Origin of the sequence: Microbacterium abyssi (genome assembly GCF_015277895.1) — a bacterium.
GTDB lineage: Bacteria > Actinomycetota > Actinomycetes > Actinomycetales > Microbacteriaceae > Microbacterium > Microbacterium abyssi.
This window is the reverse complement of sequence record NZ_CP063815.1, coordinates 1802763-1818466: the sequence shown is the minus strand read 5'-3', so window position 1 is coordinate 1818466 and position 15704 is coordinate 1802763. Positions and strand designations below refer to the sequence as shown.

19 protein-coding genes and 2 tRNA genes are annotated in these 15704 nt (G+C 67.8%); 12 read left to right on the top strand and 9 right to left on the bottom strand.

The window, feature by feature from the left end; genetic code table 11:
• Positions 1-44: 44 nt before the first annotated feature.
• Positions 45-1745, bottom strand: a complete 1701-nt coding sequence (locus tag IM776_RS08830; RefSeq protein WP_194419709.1) for a long-chain-fatty-acid--CoA ligase — start codon at positions 1743-1745, stop codon at positions 45-47.
• 60 nt (positions 1746-1805) lie between these two features.
• Here IM776_RS08830 and gatC point away from each other — a divergent pair, with 60 nt between their 5' ends.
• The 6 genes from gatC to IM776_RS08800 all read left to right on the top strand — a co-directional run bounded on the left by gatC (position 1806) and on the right by IM776_RS08800 (position 7457).
• Positions 1806-2105 (top strand): Asp-tRNA(Asn)/Glu-tRNA(Gln) amidotransferase subunit GatC, encoded by a 300-nt coding sequence (gatC, locus tag IM776_RS08825; RefSeq protein WP_194419708.1) that lies wholly within the window; start codon positions 1806-1808, stop codon positions 2103-2105.
• Complete coding sequence (gene gatA / locus IM776_RS08820; RefSeq protein WP_194419707.1) at positions 2102-3619, top strand: Asp-tRNA(Asn)/Glu-tRNA(Gln) amidotransferase subunit GatA; 1518 nt, start codon at positions 2102-2104, stop codon at positions 3617-3619. The genes gatC and gatA overlap by 4 nt, the downstream gene beginning before the upstream one ends.
• Entirely contained in the window at positions 3619-5148 is a 1530-nt protein-coding gene (gene gatB, locus IM776_RS08815; RefSeq protein WP_194419706.1) for an Asp-tRNA(Asn)/Glu-tRNA(Gln) amidotransferase subunit GatB, read from the top strand. Before gatA ends, gatB begins: the two co-directional genes overlap by 1 nt.
• Positions 5149-5277: 129 nt before the next feature.
• Positions 5278-6534, top strand: a complete 1257-nt coding sequence (dinB, locus tag IM776_RS08810; protein ID WP_194419705.1) for a DNA polymerase IV — start codon at positions 5278-5280, stop codon at positions 6532-6534.
• A gap of 37 nt (positions 6535-6571) precedes the next feature.
• Positions 6572-6892, top strand: a complete 321-nt coding sequence (locus IM776_RS08805; protein ID WP_194419704.1) for a hypothetical protein — start codon at positions 6572-6574, stop codon at positions 6890-6892.
• On the top strand, positions 6876-7457 hold the full coding sequence (locus IM776_RS08800) for a nucleoside/nucleotide kinase family protein (protein WP_194419703.1): 582 nt from the start codon (positions 6876-6878) through the stop codon (positions 7455-7457). The genes IM776_RS08805 and IM776_RS08800 overlap by 17 nt, the downstream gene beginning before the upstream one ends.
• On the opposite strand, the gene IM776_RS08795 is transcribed toward IM776_RS08800, so the two are convergent.
• From IM776_RS08795 to orn, 6 genes are all read right to left on the bottom strand, one after another.
• Complete coding sequence (locus tag IM776_RS08795; protein ID WP_194419702.1) at positions 7458-7979, bottom strand: DUF2017 family protein; 522 nt, start codon at positions 7977-7979, stop codon at positions 7458-7460.
• Positions 7976-8272 (bottom strand): ATP-dependent Clp protease adapter ClpS, encoded by a 297-nt coding sequence (gene clpS / locus IM776_RS08790; protein ID WP_194419701.1) that lies wholly within the window; start codon positions 8270-8272, stop codon positions 7976-7978. The genes IM776_RS08795 and clpS overlap by 4 nt, the downstream gene beginning before the upstream one ends.
• Complete coding sequence (locus IM776_RS08785) at positions 8269-8616, bottom strand: metallopeptidase family protein (RefSeq protein WP_194422572.1); 348 nt, start codon at positions 8614-8616, stop codon at positions 8269-8271. Before IM776_RS08785 ends, clpS begins: the two co-directional genes overlap by 4 nt.
• 28 nt (positions 8617-8644) lie before the next feature.
• Positions 8645-9271, bottom strand: coding sequence for a LysE family transporter (locus IM776_RS08780; RefSeq protein WP_194419700.1), 627 nt, complete (start codon positions 9269-9271; stop codon positions 8645-8647).
• A 151-nt stretch (positions 9272-9422) separates the two neighbouring features.
• A tRNA-His gene (locus IM776_RS08775) sits at positions 9423-9495 on the bottom strand.
• 36 nt (positions 9496-9531) lie between these two features.
• Positions 9532-10158 carry an oligoribonuclease gene (gene orn / locus IM776_RS08770; protein ID WP_194419699.1) on the bottom strand — a complete coding sequence of 209 codons (627 nt, stop codon included), beginning with the start codon at positions 10156-10158 and terminating at the stop codon, positions 9532-9534.
• Between the two features lie 53 nt (positions 10159-10211).
• On the opposite strand from orn, the gene IM776_RS08765 reads away from it, so the two are divergent.
• Positions 10212-10283 (top strand) — tRNA-Arg (locus IM776_RS08765).
• A 2-nt stretch (positions 10284-10285) separates the two neighbouring features.
• Here the strand turns inward: IM776_RS08765 and IM776_RS08760 are convergent.
• Positions 10286-10555 carry a hypothetical protein gene (locus IM776_RS08760; RefSeq protein ID WP_194419698.1) on the bottom strand — a complete coding sequence of 90 codons (270 nt, stop codon included), beginning with the start codon at positions 10553-10555 and terminating at the stop codon, positions 10286-10288.
• A gap of 195 nt (positions 10556-10750) precedes the next feature.
• Here IM776_RS08760 and IM776_RS08755 point away from each other — a divergent pair, with 195 nt between their 5' ends.
• From IM776_RS08755 to IM776_RS08740, 4 genes are all read left to right on the top strand, one after another.
• Complete coding sequence (locus IM776_RS08755; protein ID WP_194419697.1) at positions 10751-11260, top strand: single-stranded DNA-binding protein; 510 nt, start codon at positions 10751-10753, stop codon at positions 11258-11260.
• Positions 11261-11339: 79 nt separating this feature from the next.
• Positions 11340-11840: a DUF6993 domain-containing protein gene (locus tag IM776_RS08750; protein WP_228479684.1), complete on the top strand. Its 501-nt coding sequence runs from the start codon at positions 11340-11342 to the stop codon at positions 11838-11840.
• A gap of 58 nt (positions 11841-11898) precedes the next feature.
• Positions 11899-13578 carry an energy-dependent translational throttle protein EttA gene (gene ettA / locus IM776_RS08745; RefSeq protein WP_194419696.1) on the top strand — a complete coding sequence of 560 codons (1680 nt, stop codon included), beginning with the start codon at positions 11899-11901 and terminating at the stop codon, positions 13576-13578.
• A complete protein-coding gene (locus IM776_RS08740) occupies positions 13571-14068 on the top strand; it encodes an acyl-CoA thioesterase (RefSeq protein WP_194419695.1) in 498 nt (165 codons plus the stop codon). Before ettA ends, IM776_RS08740 begins: the two co-directional genes overlap by 8 nt.
• 1 nt (position 14069) lies before the next feature.
• Here IM776_RS08740 and IM776_RS08735 read toward each other — a convergent pair whose 3' ends face one another.
• Positions 14070-14951, bottom strand: coding sequence for an acyl-CoA thioesterase (locus IM776_RS08735; RefSeq protein WP_194419694.1), 882 nt, complete (start codon positions 14949-14951; stop codon positions 14070-14072).
• A 70-nt stretch (positions 14952-15021) separates the two neighbouring features.
• Here IM776_RS08735 and IM776_RS08730 point away from each other — a divergent pair, with 70 nt between their 5' ends.
• Positions 15022-15702, top strand: coding sequence for a DUF8185 domain-containing protein (locus tag IM776_RS08730; RefSeq protein ID WP_194419693.1), 681 nt, complete (start codon positions 15022-15024; stop codon positions 15700-15702).
• Positions 15703-15704 lie beyond the last annotated feature (2 nt).

The window sequence follows — 15704 nt, the reverse complement described above, 5'->3', positions numbered from 1 at the left end:
AAAGGTAGCGCCCACGGCGTCCCGTTGTCTGTGAGAACGCGCTCTCAGTCGCTGCTGGTGAGCGCGAGGATCCGCTCCTTGACCTGGCGACGCAGCACCTTGCCGATCAGCGACTTCGGCAGCTCGTCCACGACGAACAGCCGCCGCGGCACCTTGTACGGCGTGAGGATCTCTCGTGCGAACGAGCGGATCGCCTCCTCGTCGAGTTCGGCACCGGTGTCCAGCACGACCGCGGCGACGACCTCCTCGCCGGAGTGTCCGCTGGGCAGGCCCACGACCGCGACGTCGTCGATGGACGGATGCTGGCGCAGGGCGCTCTCGACCTCGGTAGGGGAGACATTGAACCCGCCGGTGATGATCAGTTCCTTGATGCGGTCGACGATCCGCACGAAGCCGACGTTGTCGATCGTGACGATGTCGCCGGTGCGGTACCAGCCGTCGACGAACACGTCCTCGGTCGCCTCCGGCTTGCCGTAGTAGCCGGAGAAGACCTGCGGTCCGCGCACGACGAGTTCGCCGGGGGCTCCGGGCTCGACGTCCTGCGTGGGCTCCTCGGGGTCGACGACGCGGCACTCCGTGCCGGGGAGGGGGAGGCCGACGGTTCCGGCGACGCGGTTCGCAGCGACCGGGTTCGCCATCAGCACGGGGGAGCACTCGCTGAGGCCGTATCCCTCGACGAGGAACCCGCCGCTGGCCTCCTCGAACGGCACGACCAGTTCATGCGGCAGCGCCATGGCGCCAGAGATCGCGACCTCGGTGCCGGCGAGCGAGATGCCCTTCGCCTTCGCCGCGGCCAGCAGCCGCTCGGCGATCGGCGGGACGAGCGGAAGGAACGTCGGCGGGTGCTTCTTGACGACATCGAGCACCAGGTCGGGATCGAACTTGGGGAACAGCACGAGCCGTGCGCCCATCGACATCGCGAACGTCAGGCACAGCGTGAGCCCGTAGGCGTGGAACATCGGCAGCACCGCGTACACGACGCAGCCCTTGCCCCGCTGGATGGTCGGGACCCATGCCTGCGCCTGCGCCGCGTTCGCGAGCAGGTTGCGATGGCTGAGCGAGGCGCCCTTCGGCGTGCCGGTGGTGCCGGACGTGTACTGGATGATTGCGAGGTCGTCGGTCGCGGGTTTCGGATGCGACGACGGCAGCGGCTCGCCGCGGACGAGCTGCTCCCAGTCGATCGTCCCACGCACCTTCTCGGTGAGCGCCGCGCGCGATTCCCGCGCCTTCGCGACGGGGAGGCGCAGGGCGAACCGGGTCATGAACGGCATGGCTCGGGAGACATCGACGGAGATCAGCGAGGTCACCGAGAGGTCGCGGGGGAATTCCTGCACGGTCTTCACGACCTTGCTCCACACGACGGCGTGCTTGGCGCCGTGGTCTTCGAACTGCTTGCGCAGTTCGCGTGGCGTGTACAGCGGATTGTGCTCGACCACGACGGCGCCGAGGCGCAGTACTGCGTAGAACGCGATGATGTGCTGCGGGCAGTTCGGCAGCACGATCGCCACCGGGTCGCCGGCGCGGACGCCGAGGGCGTGCAGCCCGGCTGCCGCCCGGTCGATGGCAGCCTGCATCTGCGCGTACGTCGTCTCGCGGCCGAAGAACTCCAGCGCCGGAGCATCCGGGAAGTCACGCGCGGATGCCGCGACGATGTCGATGAGCGAGCCGCTGACGGGAGGGAGGTCCTCCGGAACCCCGTCTGCGTAGCTGGTGATCCAGGGACGAGGGGGATCGTACGTCGTCATGGTGCCAGCCTATTGCGATCGTCGGCGGGTCGTCCGCAGAGCGGCAACTAGACTGGACGGGTGTCTGAAATCACCCCTGATCTTGTGCGCCATCTCGGCGTGCTCGCGCGCATCCAGCTGAACGACGACGAGGTGACGCTGCTCACGGGCCAGCTCGACGCCATCGTCGACAACATCGCGAAGGTCTCGCAGGTCGCGACGCCGGACGTCCCCGCCACGAGCCACCCGATCCCGCTCTCGAACGTCTTCCGCCCCGACGAGGTCGGCGAGACGCTCACGCACGAGCAGGTGCTGCAGAACGCGCCGGATGCCGCGGACGGCCGCTTCCGCGTCACTGCCATCCTGGGGGAGGAGCAGTGAGCGACATCATCCGACTGACCGCCGCCGAGCTCGCTGATCGGCTCTCCGCCGGCGAGGTCTCCAGCCGCGAGGCCACCCAAGCCCACCTCGACCGCATCGCCGCCGTCGACGGCGACGTACACGCCTTCCTGCACGTGCACGACGGCGCGCTTTCGACTGCCGACGCGATCGACACCGCCCGTGCCGCAGGCGAACAGCTGCACCCGCTCGCCGGCGTCCCGCTCGCGATCAAGGACGTCCTGGTCACCACCGACCAGCCGACCACGAGCGGATCCAAGATCCTCGAGGGCTACATGTCGCCCTACGACGCGACGGTGGTGGCGCGGTCCCGCGCAGCCGGCCTCGTGCCGCTGGGCAAGACCAACATGGACGAGTTCGCGATGGGATCGTCGACCGAGCACTCGGCGTACGGCCCGACCCGAAACCCGTGGGACCTCGACCGCATCCCCGGCGGCTCCGGCGGTGGCTCGGCCGCAGCAGTCGCCGCATACGAAGCGCCGCTCGCGCTCGGCTCGGACACCGGTGGGTCGATCCGGCAGCCCGCACACGTCACCGGCACGGTCGGTGTGAAGCCGACCTACGGCGGCGTCAGCCGCTACGGCTCGATCGCTCTGGCATCCAGCCTCGACCAGGTCGGCCCTGTCACACGCACGGTGCTCGACTCGGGGCTCCTGCACGATGTGATCGCCGGCCACGATCCCAAGGACTCCACCTCGCTCACCGACGCATGGCCGTCCTTCGCGGATGCCGCCCGTGAGGGCGCCAGCGGAGACGTGCTGAAGGGACTCAGGGTCGGCATCATCAAGGAGCTCCCCGACTCCGGCTTTCAACCCGGTGTTGCGGCGTCCTTCCGCGCCTCTCTCGACCTGCTCGAGGCGAACGGAGCCGAGATCGTCGAGATCTCCACGCCGCACTTCGAGTACGGCGTGGCCGCGTACTACCTGATCCTGCCCGCCGAGGCATCCAGCAACCTGGCGAAGTTCGACTCGGTGCGCTTCGGTCTGCGCGTCACGCCGGCCGGCAACCCGACCGTCGAGGACGTGATGTCTGCGACGCGCGACGCCGGCTTCGGCGACGAGGTGAAGCGCCGCATCATCCTCGGCACGTACGCACTTTCGGCCGGCTACTACGACGCGTACTACGGCAGCGCGCAGAAGGTCCGCACACTCATCCAGCAGGACTTCGACCGCGCGTTCGAGCAGGTCGACGTCATCGCGACGCCCTCGGCGCCCACGACCGCGTTCAAGATCGGCGAGCGGATCGACGACCCGCTGCAGATGTACCTGAATGACGTCACGACGATCCCGGCGAACCTGGCCGGCGTCCCCGGCATCTCGATCCCGTCCGGCCTGGCCGATGACGACGGTCTGCCGGTCGGCATCCAGTTCCTCGCGCCGGCACGCGAGGATGCCCGCCTGTACCGCGTCGGGGCGGCCCTTGAGACCGCGCTCGTCGACTCGTGGGGAGCCCCGTTGCTCACCCGCGCACCGCAGCTCGCAGGAGGGAACCGCTGATGGCCGCGGCAAAGCTGATGGATTTCGACAAGGCTCTTGAGCTGTACGAGCCCGTGCTCGGCTTCGAGGTGCACGTCGAGCTCAACACCAAAACCAAGATGTTCTCGGACGCGCCCAACCCGGCGAACGAGAAATATCACGCAGCCGAGCCCAACACGCTCATCGCACCGGTCGACCTGGGACTGCCCGGGGCCATGCCGACCGTGAACGAGACGGCGATCCGATCGTCGATCAGCCTCGGTCTTGCGCTGAACTGCTCGATTGCCGAGTCCAGCCGCTTCGCGCGCAAGAACTACTTCTACCCGGACCTCGGCAAGAACTACCAGATCTCGCAGTACGACGAACCGATCGCGTACGAGGGCTCCGTGGTCGTCGAGCTCGAGGACGGCACGCTCGTGACCGTGCCGATCGAGCGCGCGCACATGGAGGAGGATGCCGGCAAACTCACCCACATGGGTGGCGCGACAGGTCGCATCCAGGGCGCCGAGTACTCGCTCGTGGATTACAACCGGGCCGGCGTCCCGCTCGTCGAGATCGTGACCAAGACGATCTTCGGCACCGACCACCGCGCACCCGAGGTCGCCAAGGCGTACGTCTCGACGATCCGCGACATCGTGCGCAGCCTCGGCATCTCGGAGGCGCGGCTCGAGCGCGGCAACCTGCGCTGCGACGCGAACGTCTCGCTGCGCCCTCGGGTCGCCGAGGGCGAGGAGCCGGCACCTCTCGGCATCCGCACGGAGACGAAGAACGTCAACTCGATGCGTTCGGTCGAGCGCGCAGTGCGGTACGAGATCCAGCGTCAGGCGCAGATCCTCGCCGACGGCGGGAGGATCATCCAGGAGACGCGTCACTGGCATGAGGACACCGGCACGACCTCACCCGGTCGCCCCAAGTCGGATGCCGATGACTACCGTTACTTCCCGGAGCCGGACCTGCTGCCGGTGCAGCCCGCCGAGGAGCTGATCGAGGAGCTGCGTGCGGCGCTGCCTGAGCAGCCCGTAGCCCGTCGCCGCCGTCTGAAGGCGGAGTGGGGATTCACCGACCTCGAGTACCAGGACGTGCGCAACAGCGACCTCGTCGATGCGGTCGAGGCGACGATCGCCGCAGGGGCGACGCCTGCCGCTGCACGCAAGTGGTGGACCGGCGAGATCTCACGCCTCGCGAACGCGCAGGGCAAGGATGCCGTCGAGCTGATCACCCCCGAGAACGTCGCCGCCCTGCAGAGGCTCGTCGACGAGGGCACGCTCACTGACAAGCTCGGCCGTCAGGTGCTCGAGGGCGTCATCGCCGGCGAGGGCACGCCTCAGCAGATCGTGGACGCCCGCGGTCTCGCGGTCGTTTCGGACGACGGTGCGCTCATCGTGGCGATCGACGAAGCGCTGGCTGCGCAGCCCGACGTGATGGCGAAGATCAAGGACGGCAAGGTGCAGGCGGCCGGCGCGATCATCGGCGCCGTCATGAAAGCCATGAAGGGCCAGGCAGACGCTGCGCGCGTGCGTGAACTGATTCTGGAGCGGGCGGCCCAGTAGCCGCCCGCCCCGACACTTCGGGGGCCGCGAGCACGAATGTCGGACCGATTCGCGTGATCGGTCCGACATTCGTCGTTTCGACCCTCGGACTGTCGGGCGGATGTCGGTGACCTGGGCGAGAATGAAATCATGGGGCGAGGTGACGGACGTGGCCGCATCGTCTCACCCGACGGTGCGGATGACACGGGTACGCGCATCCTGCATGTGGACATGGATGCGTTCTACGCAGCCGTCGAGGTGATGGACGATCCGTCCCTGCGTGGCCTGCCGCTGATCATCGGCGCGCCGGATGGCCGGTCTGTGGTGTCCAGCGCGTCGTATGAGGCGCGGCGCTACGGGGTGCGGGCTGCGATGCCGGTAGGACAGGCGATGCGTCTGTGCCCCACTGCGAAGATCGTCATGCCGCACTTCGATCGGTATCAGGCGGTGTCCAAAGAGGTCATGGCGGTGTTCGAGTCGATCACCCCGATGGTCGAACCGCTGTCGGTGGACGAGGCGTTCCTCGATGTGCAGGGCGTCCGGAGACTGTGGGGGAGCCCTGGTGAGATCGCCCGCCTGGTGCGGAGGCGGGTGCAGGCAGAGGTCGGCATCACGTGCAGCGTGGGGGTGGCCGCCACGAAGCACGTCGCGAAGATGGCATCGACGCTCTCCAAACCCGACGGACTGCTGATCGTCACCGCCGCCGACACCCTCGACTTCCTCGCGCCGCGCTCGGTGCGTGCGATGTGGGGAGTGGGGCCTAAAGCATCCGAAGCGCTCGAAGCGCGCGGCATCCGCACCATCGGCGACATCCGGGATTCGCCGCAGGAGATGCTCGACCGCGCCGTCGGCCCTGCTCTCGGTATGCGCATCGCTCAGCTCGCGCGTGGTGAGGATGCCCGCGCCGTCGAGACCGAGCGGGTCGAGAAGAGCGTGGGACATGAGGAGACGTTCGACGTCGACATCACGGACCGCGATTTCCTGCGCGCCGAGCTTCTGCGCCTCGCCGACCGAGTGGCAGTGCGTCTGCGCCGCGCCGGGTGGGAGTGCGGCACCGTCGCGATCAAAATCCGCTTCGACGATTTCACGACGCTGAGCCGTTCGCAGACCCTCGCTGAGCCGACATCCGTCGGGCAGCGGATCGGCGAAGCGGCGCAGGGCCTGTACGAGTCGATCGACCGGAAGGATCCGGTGCGCCTGGTCGGCGTGCGGGCCGAGAAGCTCCGTCCCGCCGGCAGCTCGGCCTTCGCGTTGTGGGACGACGACGAGCACTGGCGCAAAGTCGAGGGAGCTCTCGACGATGCCAGGGCGCGCTTCGGCAATGCCACGATCACGCGCGCCAGGCACGTCGGCCGCGGTGACGGGCGCGGTGCCGCACGACACCCGAAGGATCACGGGGTCGACTGATCTCCCGGCGCGCGCGTTCGTCGAGTACCGTGGACACATGCCGAACATCGCACTGGACCTCGGAAAGCAGATCGCCTCCTTCGGCGTGAAGGCCGCCTATGGCGAGCCGCAGGATGTGGACGGAGTCAGCATCACTCCGGTCGCGCTGACCTGGGCCGGTTTCGGCGGCGGCGCGGATCAGGACGAGAACGGCGGCGGAGGCGGCGGGGGCGTGTCCATTCCGCTCGGCGTATACGTCCGTCGTGAAGAGGGACTCCGGTTCGAGCCCAACATCGTCGCGTTGCTCGCGGTCGCCGTTCCGTTCGTCTGGGTCGCGGGACGGGCGCTCTCGCGCGTGATCCGTGCACTCAAGAAGTAACGACCCGTTCGCGCAGGCGCTCGCACGCGGTGCCGCCGACGTCATCGAGGCGATCCGGGCGGTCGAGGCGTCCAACCCGGTCGTGCTGTTCGACGGGCGTGCCGGCGCAGGCAAGACGACGTTGTCGCGAATGATCGCGGCGAACTGGCCGATCGCCGGACGGCCGCAGCTGATCCCGCTCGACTCGCTGTATCCGGGCTGGGACGGCCTGGACGCCGGCGCCGAACGGGCACTCCATGACATTCTGCGCCCGCACGCGCGAGGGCTTCTGAGCACCTGGCGGCGCTGGGACTGGGAGCTCGAGGTCGAGGCCGAGGCGCACGCCGTGACGCCGGCGCTCGGAGTGATCCTCGAAGGATGCGGAGCGATCAACCCGGCCTCGGCTCGGCTCGCCGACGTGCGCGTGTGGGTCGATTCGCCGACGGCCTCGCGAAAGCGCAGAGCGCTGGAACGCGACGGCGAGGCGTTCCGTCCGCACTGGGACCGCTGGGCTGCGCAGGAAGATCATCACATCCAGCGGCACGGGCCGCAGGAACTGGCGACCCTGAGCGTCACGCTGCCCTGATCAGTCGTCTTCGGGCACGTCGTCCAGACCGTCGGCGATCGCGATGAGCCCGTCGAGGCGGAACGCCAGCCAGTCGAAGACGCCGAACCGCGGGTCGTCAGGATCGCGTTCCTCATCGTCATCCGTGATGCCGAGCCTGGTCGCGATCACCAGGCGCAGTGCCGTGAGCGTGCGCAGCCACGAGTCGAGTTCGCCGCGCCGGATCACGACGTCGATGTGGTCCGGCTCATCGTCCTCCGACTCGTCGTCGTCCGCTATCTCGTCGTCGACGAACGCGTCCAGCGCACGGCGGACGACGGCAGCATCGGCCGTGCGCCGATCGAGCAGGTCATCGCGGGTTGCTGTCGTGAACTCCGCTGAGGCCTCCGCATCCTCCGGGTAGGGGTCCGGAGTGAGTCGTGCGACGCCGGGGTCGGGCAGATCGTCGGCGGCTGCGATGACGTCGGTCAGCTGATCGACGAGCCCCGCGAGGTGCAGACCCTCGATGGGGGCGAGGGAAAGACGGATCTCGCTCACGCTCATTGCGGTGCCTTCCGAACAGTGGCCCACAGGCCGTAGTCGTGCATCGCCTGCGCGTGCACTTCCATCGTCTCGCGCGGGCCGGTGGCGACTATCGCGTGGCCGTCGTGGTGCACGGCGAGCATCAGCGTCGTCGCGTGTTCGGTCGAGTACCCGAAGTAGGTGCGGAAGACGCGGACGACGTAGCTCATCAGATTCACCGGGTCATTCCAGACCACCACCTGCCACGGTTCGAGCGGTGCGGCCTGCAGGTCGGTGACCTCGTCCAGATCGGGCGTCGAGACCGGGGAGCTCATGCCCACCCCAGTTCGTGCAGCTGCCGGTCGTCCAGCCCGAAGAAGTGTGCGATCTCGTGGACGAGCGTGGTGTGCACCTCGTCGCGAAGCTCGTCCTCGTCGTCGGCGTGGTCGAGGTGCGGCTCGCGGTACACGATGATCCGGTCGGGCAGCTCGCCCATGCCGTACTGCCCGCGCTCGGTGAGGGCGAGGCCGTCGTAGAGCCCGAGCAGGTCGAGCGTGCCATCCTCCGGTCGGTCCTCCACGACGAAGACGACGTTCTCGAGGCCCTCGACCATCTCGTCGGGGAGCCGGTCGAGTTCGTCGATGACGAGCTTCTCGAAGGCTGCGGCATCCATCTCCATCACGGTCCAGCCTACGGCTCCTGTGCGGCTAGTGGACGAACAGCAGCAGGCCCGCGACGAGCAGGAACAGCGCGCCGAAGATGACGTTGAGGGTGCGGACGCCGCGGCGGGTGCGGGTGAGCGCGCGGAACGGACGAGCGGCCGCCGCGAAGAACCCCCACATCACGACGACGTCGACCGCGATCACGGTTCCGATCAGAATCAGGTACTGGGGGAGAGCGGGTTCGTCGAGGCGGATGAACTGCGGCACGAAGGCGAGGAAGAACACGATCGCCTTGGGGTTGAGGACGTTCACCCAGAAGCCGCGGCGGATCATCGAGAACCGGCCTTCACGAGGCGGAGCGATGCCGTCGGATGCCGCCGGCTCCGGCACGCGCGCGAGGATCATCCGGATGCCGAGGAAGGCCAGATATGCGGCACCGGCGTAGCGGACGATGTCGAACAGCACCGGCGAGCGGGACACGAGCAGTCCGACGCCGGCGGCGACGATGATGACGTGCGCGATTAGTGCGAGCTGCTGGCCGATCACGCCCCACACGGATCGTCGCCAACCGTGTGCAAGCGCGTTGGACATCGTGTTGATGGCGCCGGCCCCGGGAGTCAAACTGATGACGATGGATGCCGTGAGCAGAGAGAGCCAGACGGTCAGCGACACCAGTCGATTCTAGGGCGCTGCGGAGACGACGAAGGCCCCGGTCTGGGACCAGGGCCTTCGATCTCACTCACTTCGGGTGTCGCGCCTTCGGCGCTTCTACCCTCGTTCGCTCGGCACACGGACACAAGCGTCCTTGACCTCACTCACTTCGGGTGGCTAACGGGGCTTGAACCCGCGACCCCCGCGACCACAACGCGGTGCTCTACCAGCTGAGCTATAGCCACCATGTGCCCGCTTGAGCGGGCAACCCGACAAGTCTATTACACGTCAGCGGTGAACGATGACACCGTGCGCTCAGCGATCGCACGGGCCTCGTCGCTCGACGGGCCGGGCTCTGCGACGAACACCGCCTGGCGGTAGTACCGCAGTTCGCGGATCGACTCGAGGATGTCGGCGAGGGCGCGATGCCCGCCGTTCTTCGCCGGCGCCTGGAAGAAGACGCGGGGGTACCAGCGGCGGGAGAGCTCCTTGATGCTGGAGACGTCGACATTGCGGTAGTGCAGCCACTGATCGATCTGCGGCATGTGCTTGGCGAGGAACATCCGGTCGGTGCCGATCGTGTTGCCGGCGAGCGGAGCCTTGCGCTCGAGCGGGACGAACTGCTTGATGTAGGCGAGCGTCTGCGCCTCGGCATCTGCCAGGGAGACGCCGAGGGGAATCTCCTCGATGAGGCCCGACGACGTGTGCATGTCGGTGACGAATGCGTTCATGTTCGCAAGCGCGGCATCGCTCGGCTTGATGACGACCTGGAACCCGGGATCGAGGGGGCGCAGCTCGAAATCCGTGATGACGACGGCGATCTCGACGAGCTCGTCGACCGAGAGGTCGAGCCCCGTCATCTCGCAGTCGATCCAGACGAGGCGGTCGTTCTCGGACGCAGATACCATGCGTTCATTCTAGTGAGAGCACCGACATCGCCCCTGCTACCGTAGAAGCACACGCCTCCGTAGCTCAGAGGAAGAGCAACGGCCTTCTAATCCGTCGGTCGCAGGTTCGAATCCTGCCGGGGGCACTTCATCCGTTCCGCAACGCCTGGACGGCGTCGTCGGGTTGCCAGAAGCTGCCGACGAGGCGAAACGTGCCCGTAGCCACGTGAAGGCGCTCAGCGCAGTAGCGCAGGCCGAGCGGATCGGCGACGATCCGAAGGTGCCCGAGGATGCGACCCGCCGCGTCCTGCACGCGCCACAGGTGATCCGATGCGCGCACCAACCGCTCGCGCTTCGAGACGAGGCGGGGCGCCGCATAGGGGACTTCGGGCATGGGGGCGAGGTGTGCTTCTGACATCGGATTCTCCTTTCGATTCGAAGGTATGGCCGACCACGGACATTCGCTTAGGGGCATTTCAAGCCTCTTTTCCTCCACTGACCCGGGCATGGGGCGAGTTCTCCACCGGACGCGGTTTCCCAGGCCACCCGTGTCGTTCATGCGGAGCACTCTGGGATCACCCGGGCCCGCCCCGGCACACCCAAGGAGATTGAAATGAACGACACCGTCACGATCCTCGGCCGCGTCGGCGGCGATCCGAACCGCAGCGAGACGACGACCGGAGTCCCGGTGGTGAACTTCCGGGTCGCGAGTCCGCAGCGGCGCTTCGACCAGAAGACCCAGACCTGGATCGAGACCGGCACCAACTGGTACAACGTCTCGGCATTCCGTCAGCTGGCCGAGCACGCGAAGGCGTCTTTGCATTCCGGCGACGGCGTGATCGTCACCGGGCGCCTCAAGCTGCGCGAGTGGGAGAGCGGCGGCAAGAAGGGCCTGAGCGCCGACATCGACGCCGACGCTATCGGTCACGACCTGCGCTGGGGCGCGAGCGCGTTCGCGAAGGCCCGTACGGCGACACCATCGCAGGCGCCCGTCGATGTCGACGCCGAACCGCACCAGGGTCCCGAAGCGGACGTCGACGACGCTCCGTTCTCCGGCGCGTCCGCTTCTGCGTCGTTGCCCGAGCCTGCTCTGGCAGGAGATGCCTGGAGAACGGGTGACTGACCCCGCGGAGGGCCGCCGCACCGTCGCTCGTCTGAGCTCGGCGCCAGCGGACGACGAGGCACGCCCGTAGGATCGGGGCGTGCCTCGTCGACTCTCCACCACCCGAACGTTCGTCACCGTTGCGTTGATGTTGACCGGAGCATTGGGCCTGGCGGCGTGCACCCCGGAAACCGGGCCGTCGCCGACGCCCGCGCCGGCAGCATCCGAGACCGCGTCTCCGGCACCGAGCCCGACGCCCGACGGTCCGGTGCTGCACCCCGACGGAACAGCAGAGGACAACCTGCCGCTGTTCGACGCCGTCACCGCCAAGGTATGGGAGGAATCGGGGAGTTCGTCCGGCCGGGCGTACATCGATGCGTTCGTAGCCGCAGGATTCGACAAGGGCGACATGCAGGTCACGCAGGACCTCACGACCGTCGGGAACGCCGTCGAGAGCATGCAGTTCTCGGTCCGGTGGGGCGACGACGCGTGCTTGGTAGGCCAGGTCGGCCCGTCGACGGGAGAGCCGCTGACGGTGGTGATGGACCAGCTCGCAGAGGGGCGCTGCCTGGTCGGCGACACGCGCCCGATCGACTGGTGATGCGCAGCCGGTAGGCTGGAGTGTCGATCTTCGACGCCTACATAAGGAGCGGTTTCCGGTGGCTGAGTACATCTACTCGATGGTTCGTGCGCGCAAGGCGGTGGGCGACAAGCTCATCCTCGATGACGTGACGATGTCGTTCCTCCCTGGAGCGAAGATCGGCATGGTCGGCCCGAACGGTGCCGGCAAGTCGACGATCCTCAAGATCATGGCCGGTCTCGACCAGCCGTCGAACGGCGAGGCGAAGCTCACCCCGGGCTTCAGCGTCGGCATCCTCATGCAGGAGCCCGAGCTCGACGAGTCCAAGACTGTGCTGGAGAACATCCAGGAGGGCGTCGCGATCAAGGCGAAGCTCGACCGCTTCAACGAGATCTCGGCGCAGATGGCCGACCCGGATGCCGACTTCGACACCCTGCTCGCCGAGATGGGCGTTCTGCAGGAGGAGATCGACGCCGCGGACGGCTGGGACCTCGACTCGCAGCTCGAGCAGGCCATGGACGCGCTGCGCACCCCGCCGGGCGACGCCTCCATCGCACCGCTCTCCGGTGGTGAGAAGCGCCGCGTCGCCCTCGCCAAGCTCCTGCTCCAGAAGCCCGACCTCCTGCTGCTGGACGAGCCCACCAACCACCTCGACGCCGAGAGCGTGCTGTGGCTCGAGCAGCATCTTCAGGCCTACAAGGGCGCGGTCATCGCCATCACCCACGACCGGTACTTCCTCGACAATGTCGCGCAGTGGATCGCCGAGGTCGACCGTGGCCGCCTGATCGGCTATGAGGGCAACTACTCCACCTACCTGGAGAAGAAGGCCGAGCGTCTCGACGTCCAGGGCAAGAAGGACGCCAAGCTCGCCAAGCGGCTCAAGGACGAGCTCGAGTGGGTGCGCTCCAGCGCCAAGGGCCGTCAGACCAAGTCGAAGGCACGTCTGGCCCGCTACGAGGAGATGGCTGCCGAGGCGGAGCGCACCAGGAAGCTCGACTTCGAGGAGATCCAGATCCCCGCGGGCCCGCGGCTGGGCAGCGTCGTGATCGAGGCCAAGAAGCTCAAGAAGGGCTTCGGAGACCGCGTGCTCATCGACGGACTGAGCTTCAGCCTTCCGCCGAACGGCATCGTCGGCATCATCGGCGCGAACGGCGTCGGGAAGACGACCTTGTTCAAGACGATCGTCGGTCTCGAACCCCTCGACGGCGGAGACCTCAAGATCGGCGAGACGGTCAAGATCAGTTACGTCGACCAGTCCCGCGCGAACATCGACCCCGACAAGAACCTCTGGGAGGTCGTGTCGGACGGCCTGGACTTCATCACGGTCGGCAAGACGGAGATCCCCTCGCGCGCCTACGTGTCGAAGTTCGGCTTCAAGGGACCGGACCAGCAGAAGAAGGCCGGCATCCTCTCCGGTGGCGAGCGCAACCGGTTGAACCTCGCGCTGACGCTCAAGGAGGGCGGCAACCTGCTGCTCCTCGACGAGCCCACCAACGACCTCGACATCGAGACCCTGAGCTCTCTCGAGAACGCGCTGCTCGAGTTCCCCGGCTGCGCCGTGGTCATCACCCACGACCGGTGGTTCCTAGACCGCATCGCGACCCACATCCTCGCCTACGAGGGAACCGACGAGAACCCCGCGCAGTGGCACTGGTTCGAGGGCAACTTCGAGGCGTACGAGAAGAACAAGATCGAGCGCCTCGGCCCCGACGCCGCGAACCCCCACCGCTCCACGCACCGCAAGCTGACGCGTGACTGATCCCACGCCCGAATCGGGCCGGCGTCTGCATCTCCCCATCCACCTGCGATGGGGAGATCTGGACGCGTTCAACCACGTCAACAACACCTCGATGCTCAAACTGCTCGAGGAGGCGCGCGTGCGCGCCTTCTGGAAGGCAGGGCCGGGGGAGGACGCCCCGGACACGGCGGTGCTGGCATCCGGCATCGATCAGGGCGTGCTGACGCTGATCGCCCGTCAGGAGATCGAGTACTTCGCGCCAGTGCCCTACCAGCGGCGTCCGCTGGAGGTGCAGATGTGGTTCGGCAAGCTCGGCGGCTCGAGCATCGATGTCTGCTACGAGGTGTACAACGATCCCTCGAACCACGAGCGCGTCCTCTACGCGCGCTCGACAGCCGTCGTGGTGCTGGTGGATGCCGAGACCGGACGACCGACGAGGATCGACGACGAGATGCGGCAGGTCTGGGCGCCCTACATCGGCAACCCGATCACCTACGCGCACCGCAGGTAGCTCAGCGCGCGTCCGGTACCCGGATCATGATCTCCTGCGACACGCTGGCGGCGAGCACGCCGTCGCGTGTGTAGATGCGCCCGGTCGCCAGACCCCGGCCGCCGCGGGCGTTGGGCGACTTCTGCGCGAACAGCATCCATTCGTCGACCCGCGCAGGCCGATGCCACCACATCGCGTGATCGAGGCTCGCGACCTTGAGTCCGGGCGTCGCCCACTGGATGCCGTGCGCCCGCAGAATCGACTCCTGGATGGTCATGTCGCTCAGGTACGCCAGCGCGGCCCTGTGCAGGCGCTGGTCGTCCGGCATCGGCGCGCGCAACCGCATCCAGACCGCCTGATGCGGTGCGGGTTCGCCGTCCGCCGAGAGGTAGAGGGGCGCTTCGACGTGACGGATGTCCACCGGTCGCCGAGCGAGCATGCGCAGCAGGCCTGGATCGGCGCCCTCCAGAAGCACCTCGTCGGGTGTCAGCTCCTCGGGAGCGGGGACGCCGGCGGGCATAGGCTCCGCATGCTCGACGCCGGGAGCCTCGTCCTGGAACGACGCGATCATCGAGAAGATCGGGACACCGTTCTGGTAGGCCTGCGCGCGACGTGTGGAGAAAGACCGGCCGTCATGGATGCGATCCACGGCGATCGTGATTCCCTGGGACGAGTCGCCGGGGCGCAGGAAGTACCCGTGCATGGAGTGCGCCGCGCGATCCGGCGGCATCGTGCGCTCGGCCGCGAGGAGCGACTGCCCGAGCACCTGTCCTCCGTAGATGCGACCGGTGGGCATCGCGTGCGACCGGCCGGTGAAGATGTCCTCGGTGGTTCTCGCCTGACTCTCGTCGAGGTCCAGCACATCGAGCAGATCGTCGATGGATGCCTGTGCATCTGCGCTCATGGCGCTCCTCACTGCTGGTTCGTATCGAGCCCCGGGGATCTCAGACCTCGTCCTTGGTAGTTTAGAACGCGTGCAGCCTCGCCTCGTTCTCGCCGATTCCGACACCGCGAGCGACGTGCTCACCTTCCTGGGCCGGGCCGGTCAGATCTCGGACGACGGCGTCCGGCTGCAGGCCGCCGACGGCGTGCTGGCCCTGACAGCCGCGGCGCTCGCGCCTCAGGGCCTGTTCGATCAGACTCCGACGATCCTCGCCATGCGCATCGTGCATGCCGACCCCGAGCTGCAGTGCGACCTCGTCGTCGACGAGCTGTCTCGCGACGACGACGAGCGGATGCTGCGGCTTCCCGAGACCGCACGCTCGCCCGCCTGGGCGGGCATTGCGCCGCCCCGTGCCGGCTGGACGACGGCAGGAGAGCTGGATACCGCGACCATCGCTCAGCGCGCGCAGTGGGGAATCTCCGCGGTTGCCCGCGGCGCCACTCCGGGCTCCGGCGAGGAGGCGGTCCGCGCGCTGCGCGCCGCGATCTGGGGCGAGCCGGACGAGGACCTTCGGGGTCTGCCGCGCGGCATCGCCTTCGCCGCACACGCGTTCGGCTTCATCTCCGGCGAGGAGCGGGTGCCGATCACGGTATCCGGCCGCTGGACCCGGCTGGGCTTCCGCCGCGGTCACGTGCTCGCGCGTGGCCCGGTGGCCTCCGGGCTCACCGCCGTGCGCTCGACCGGATCCTCGGCCGGTCCGGGTAGCGAGTAGCC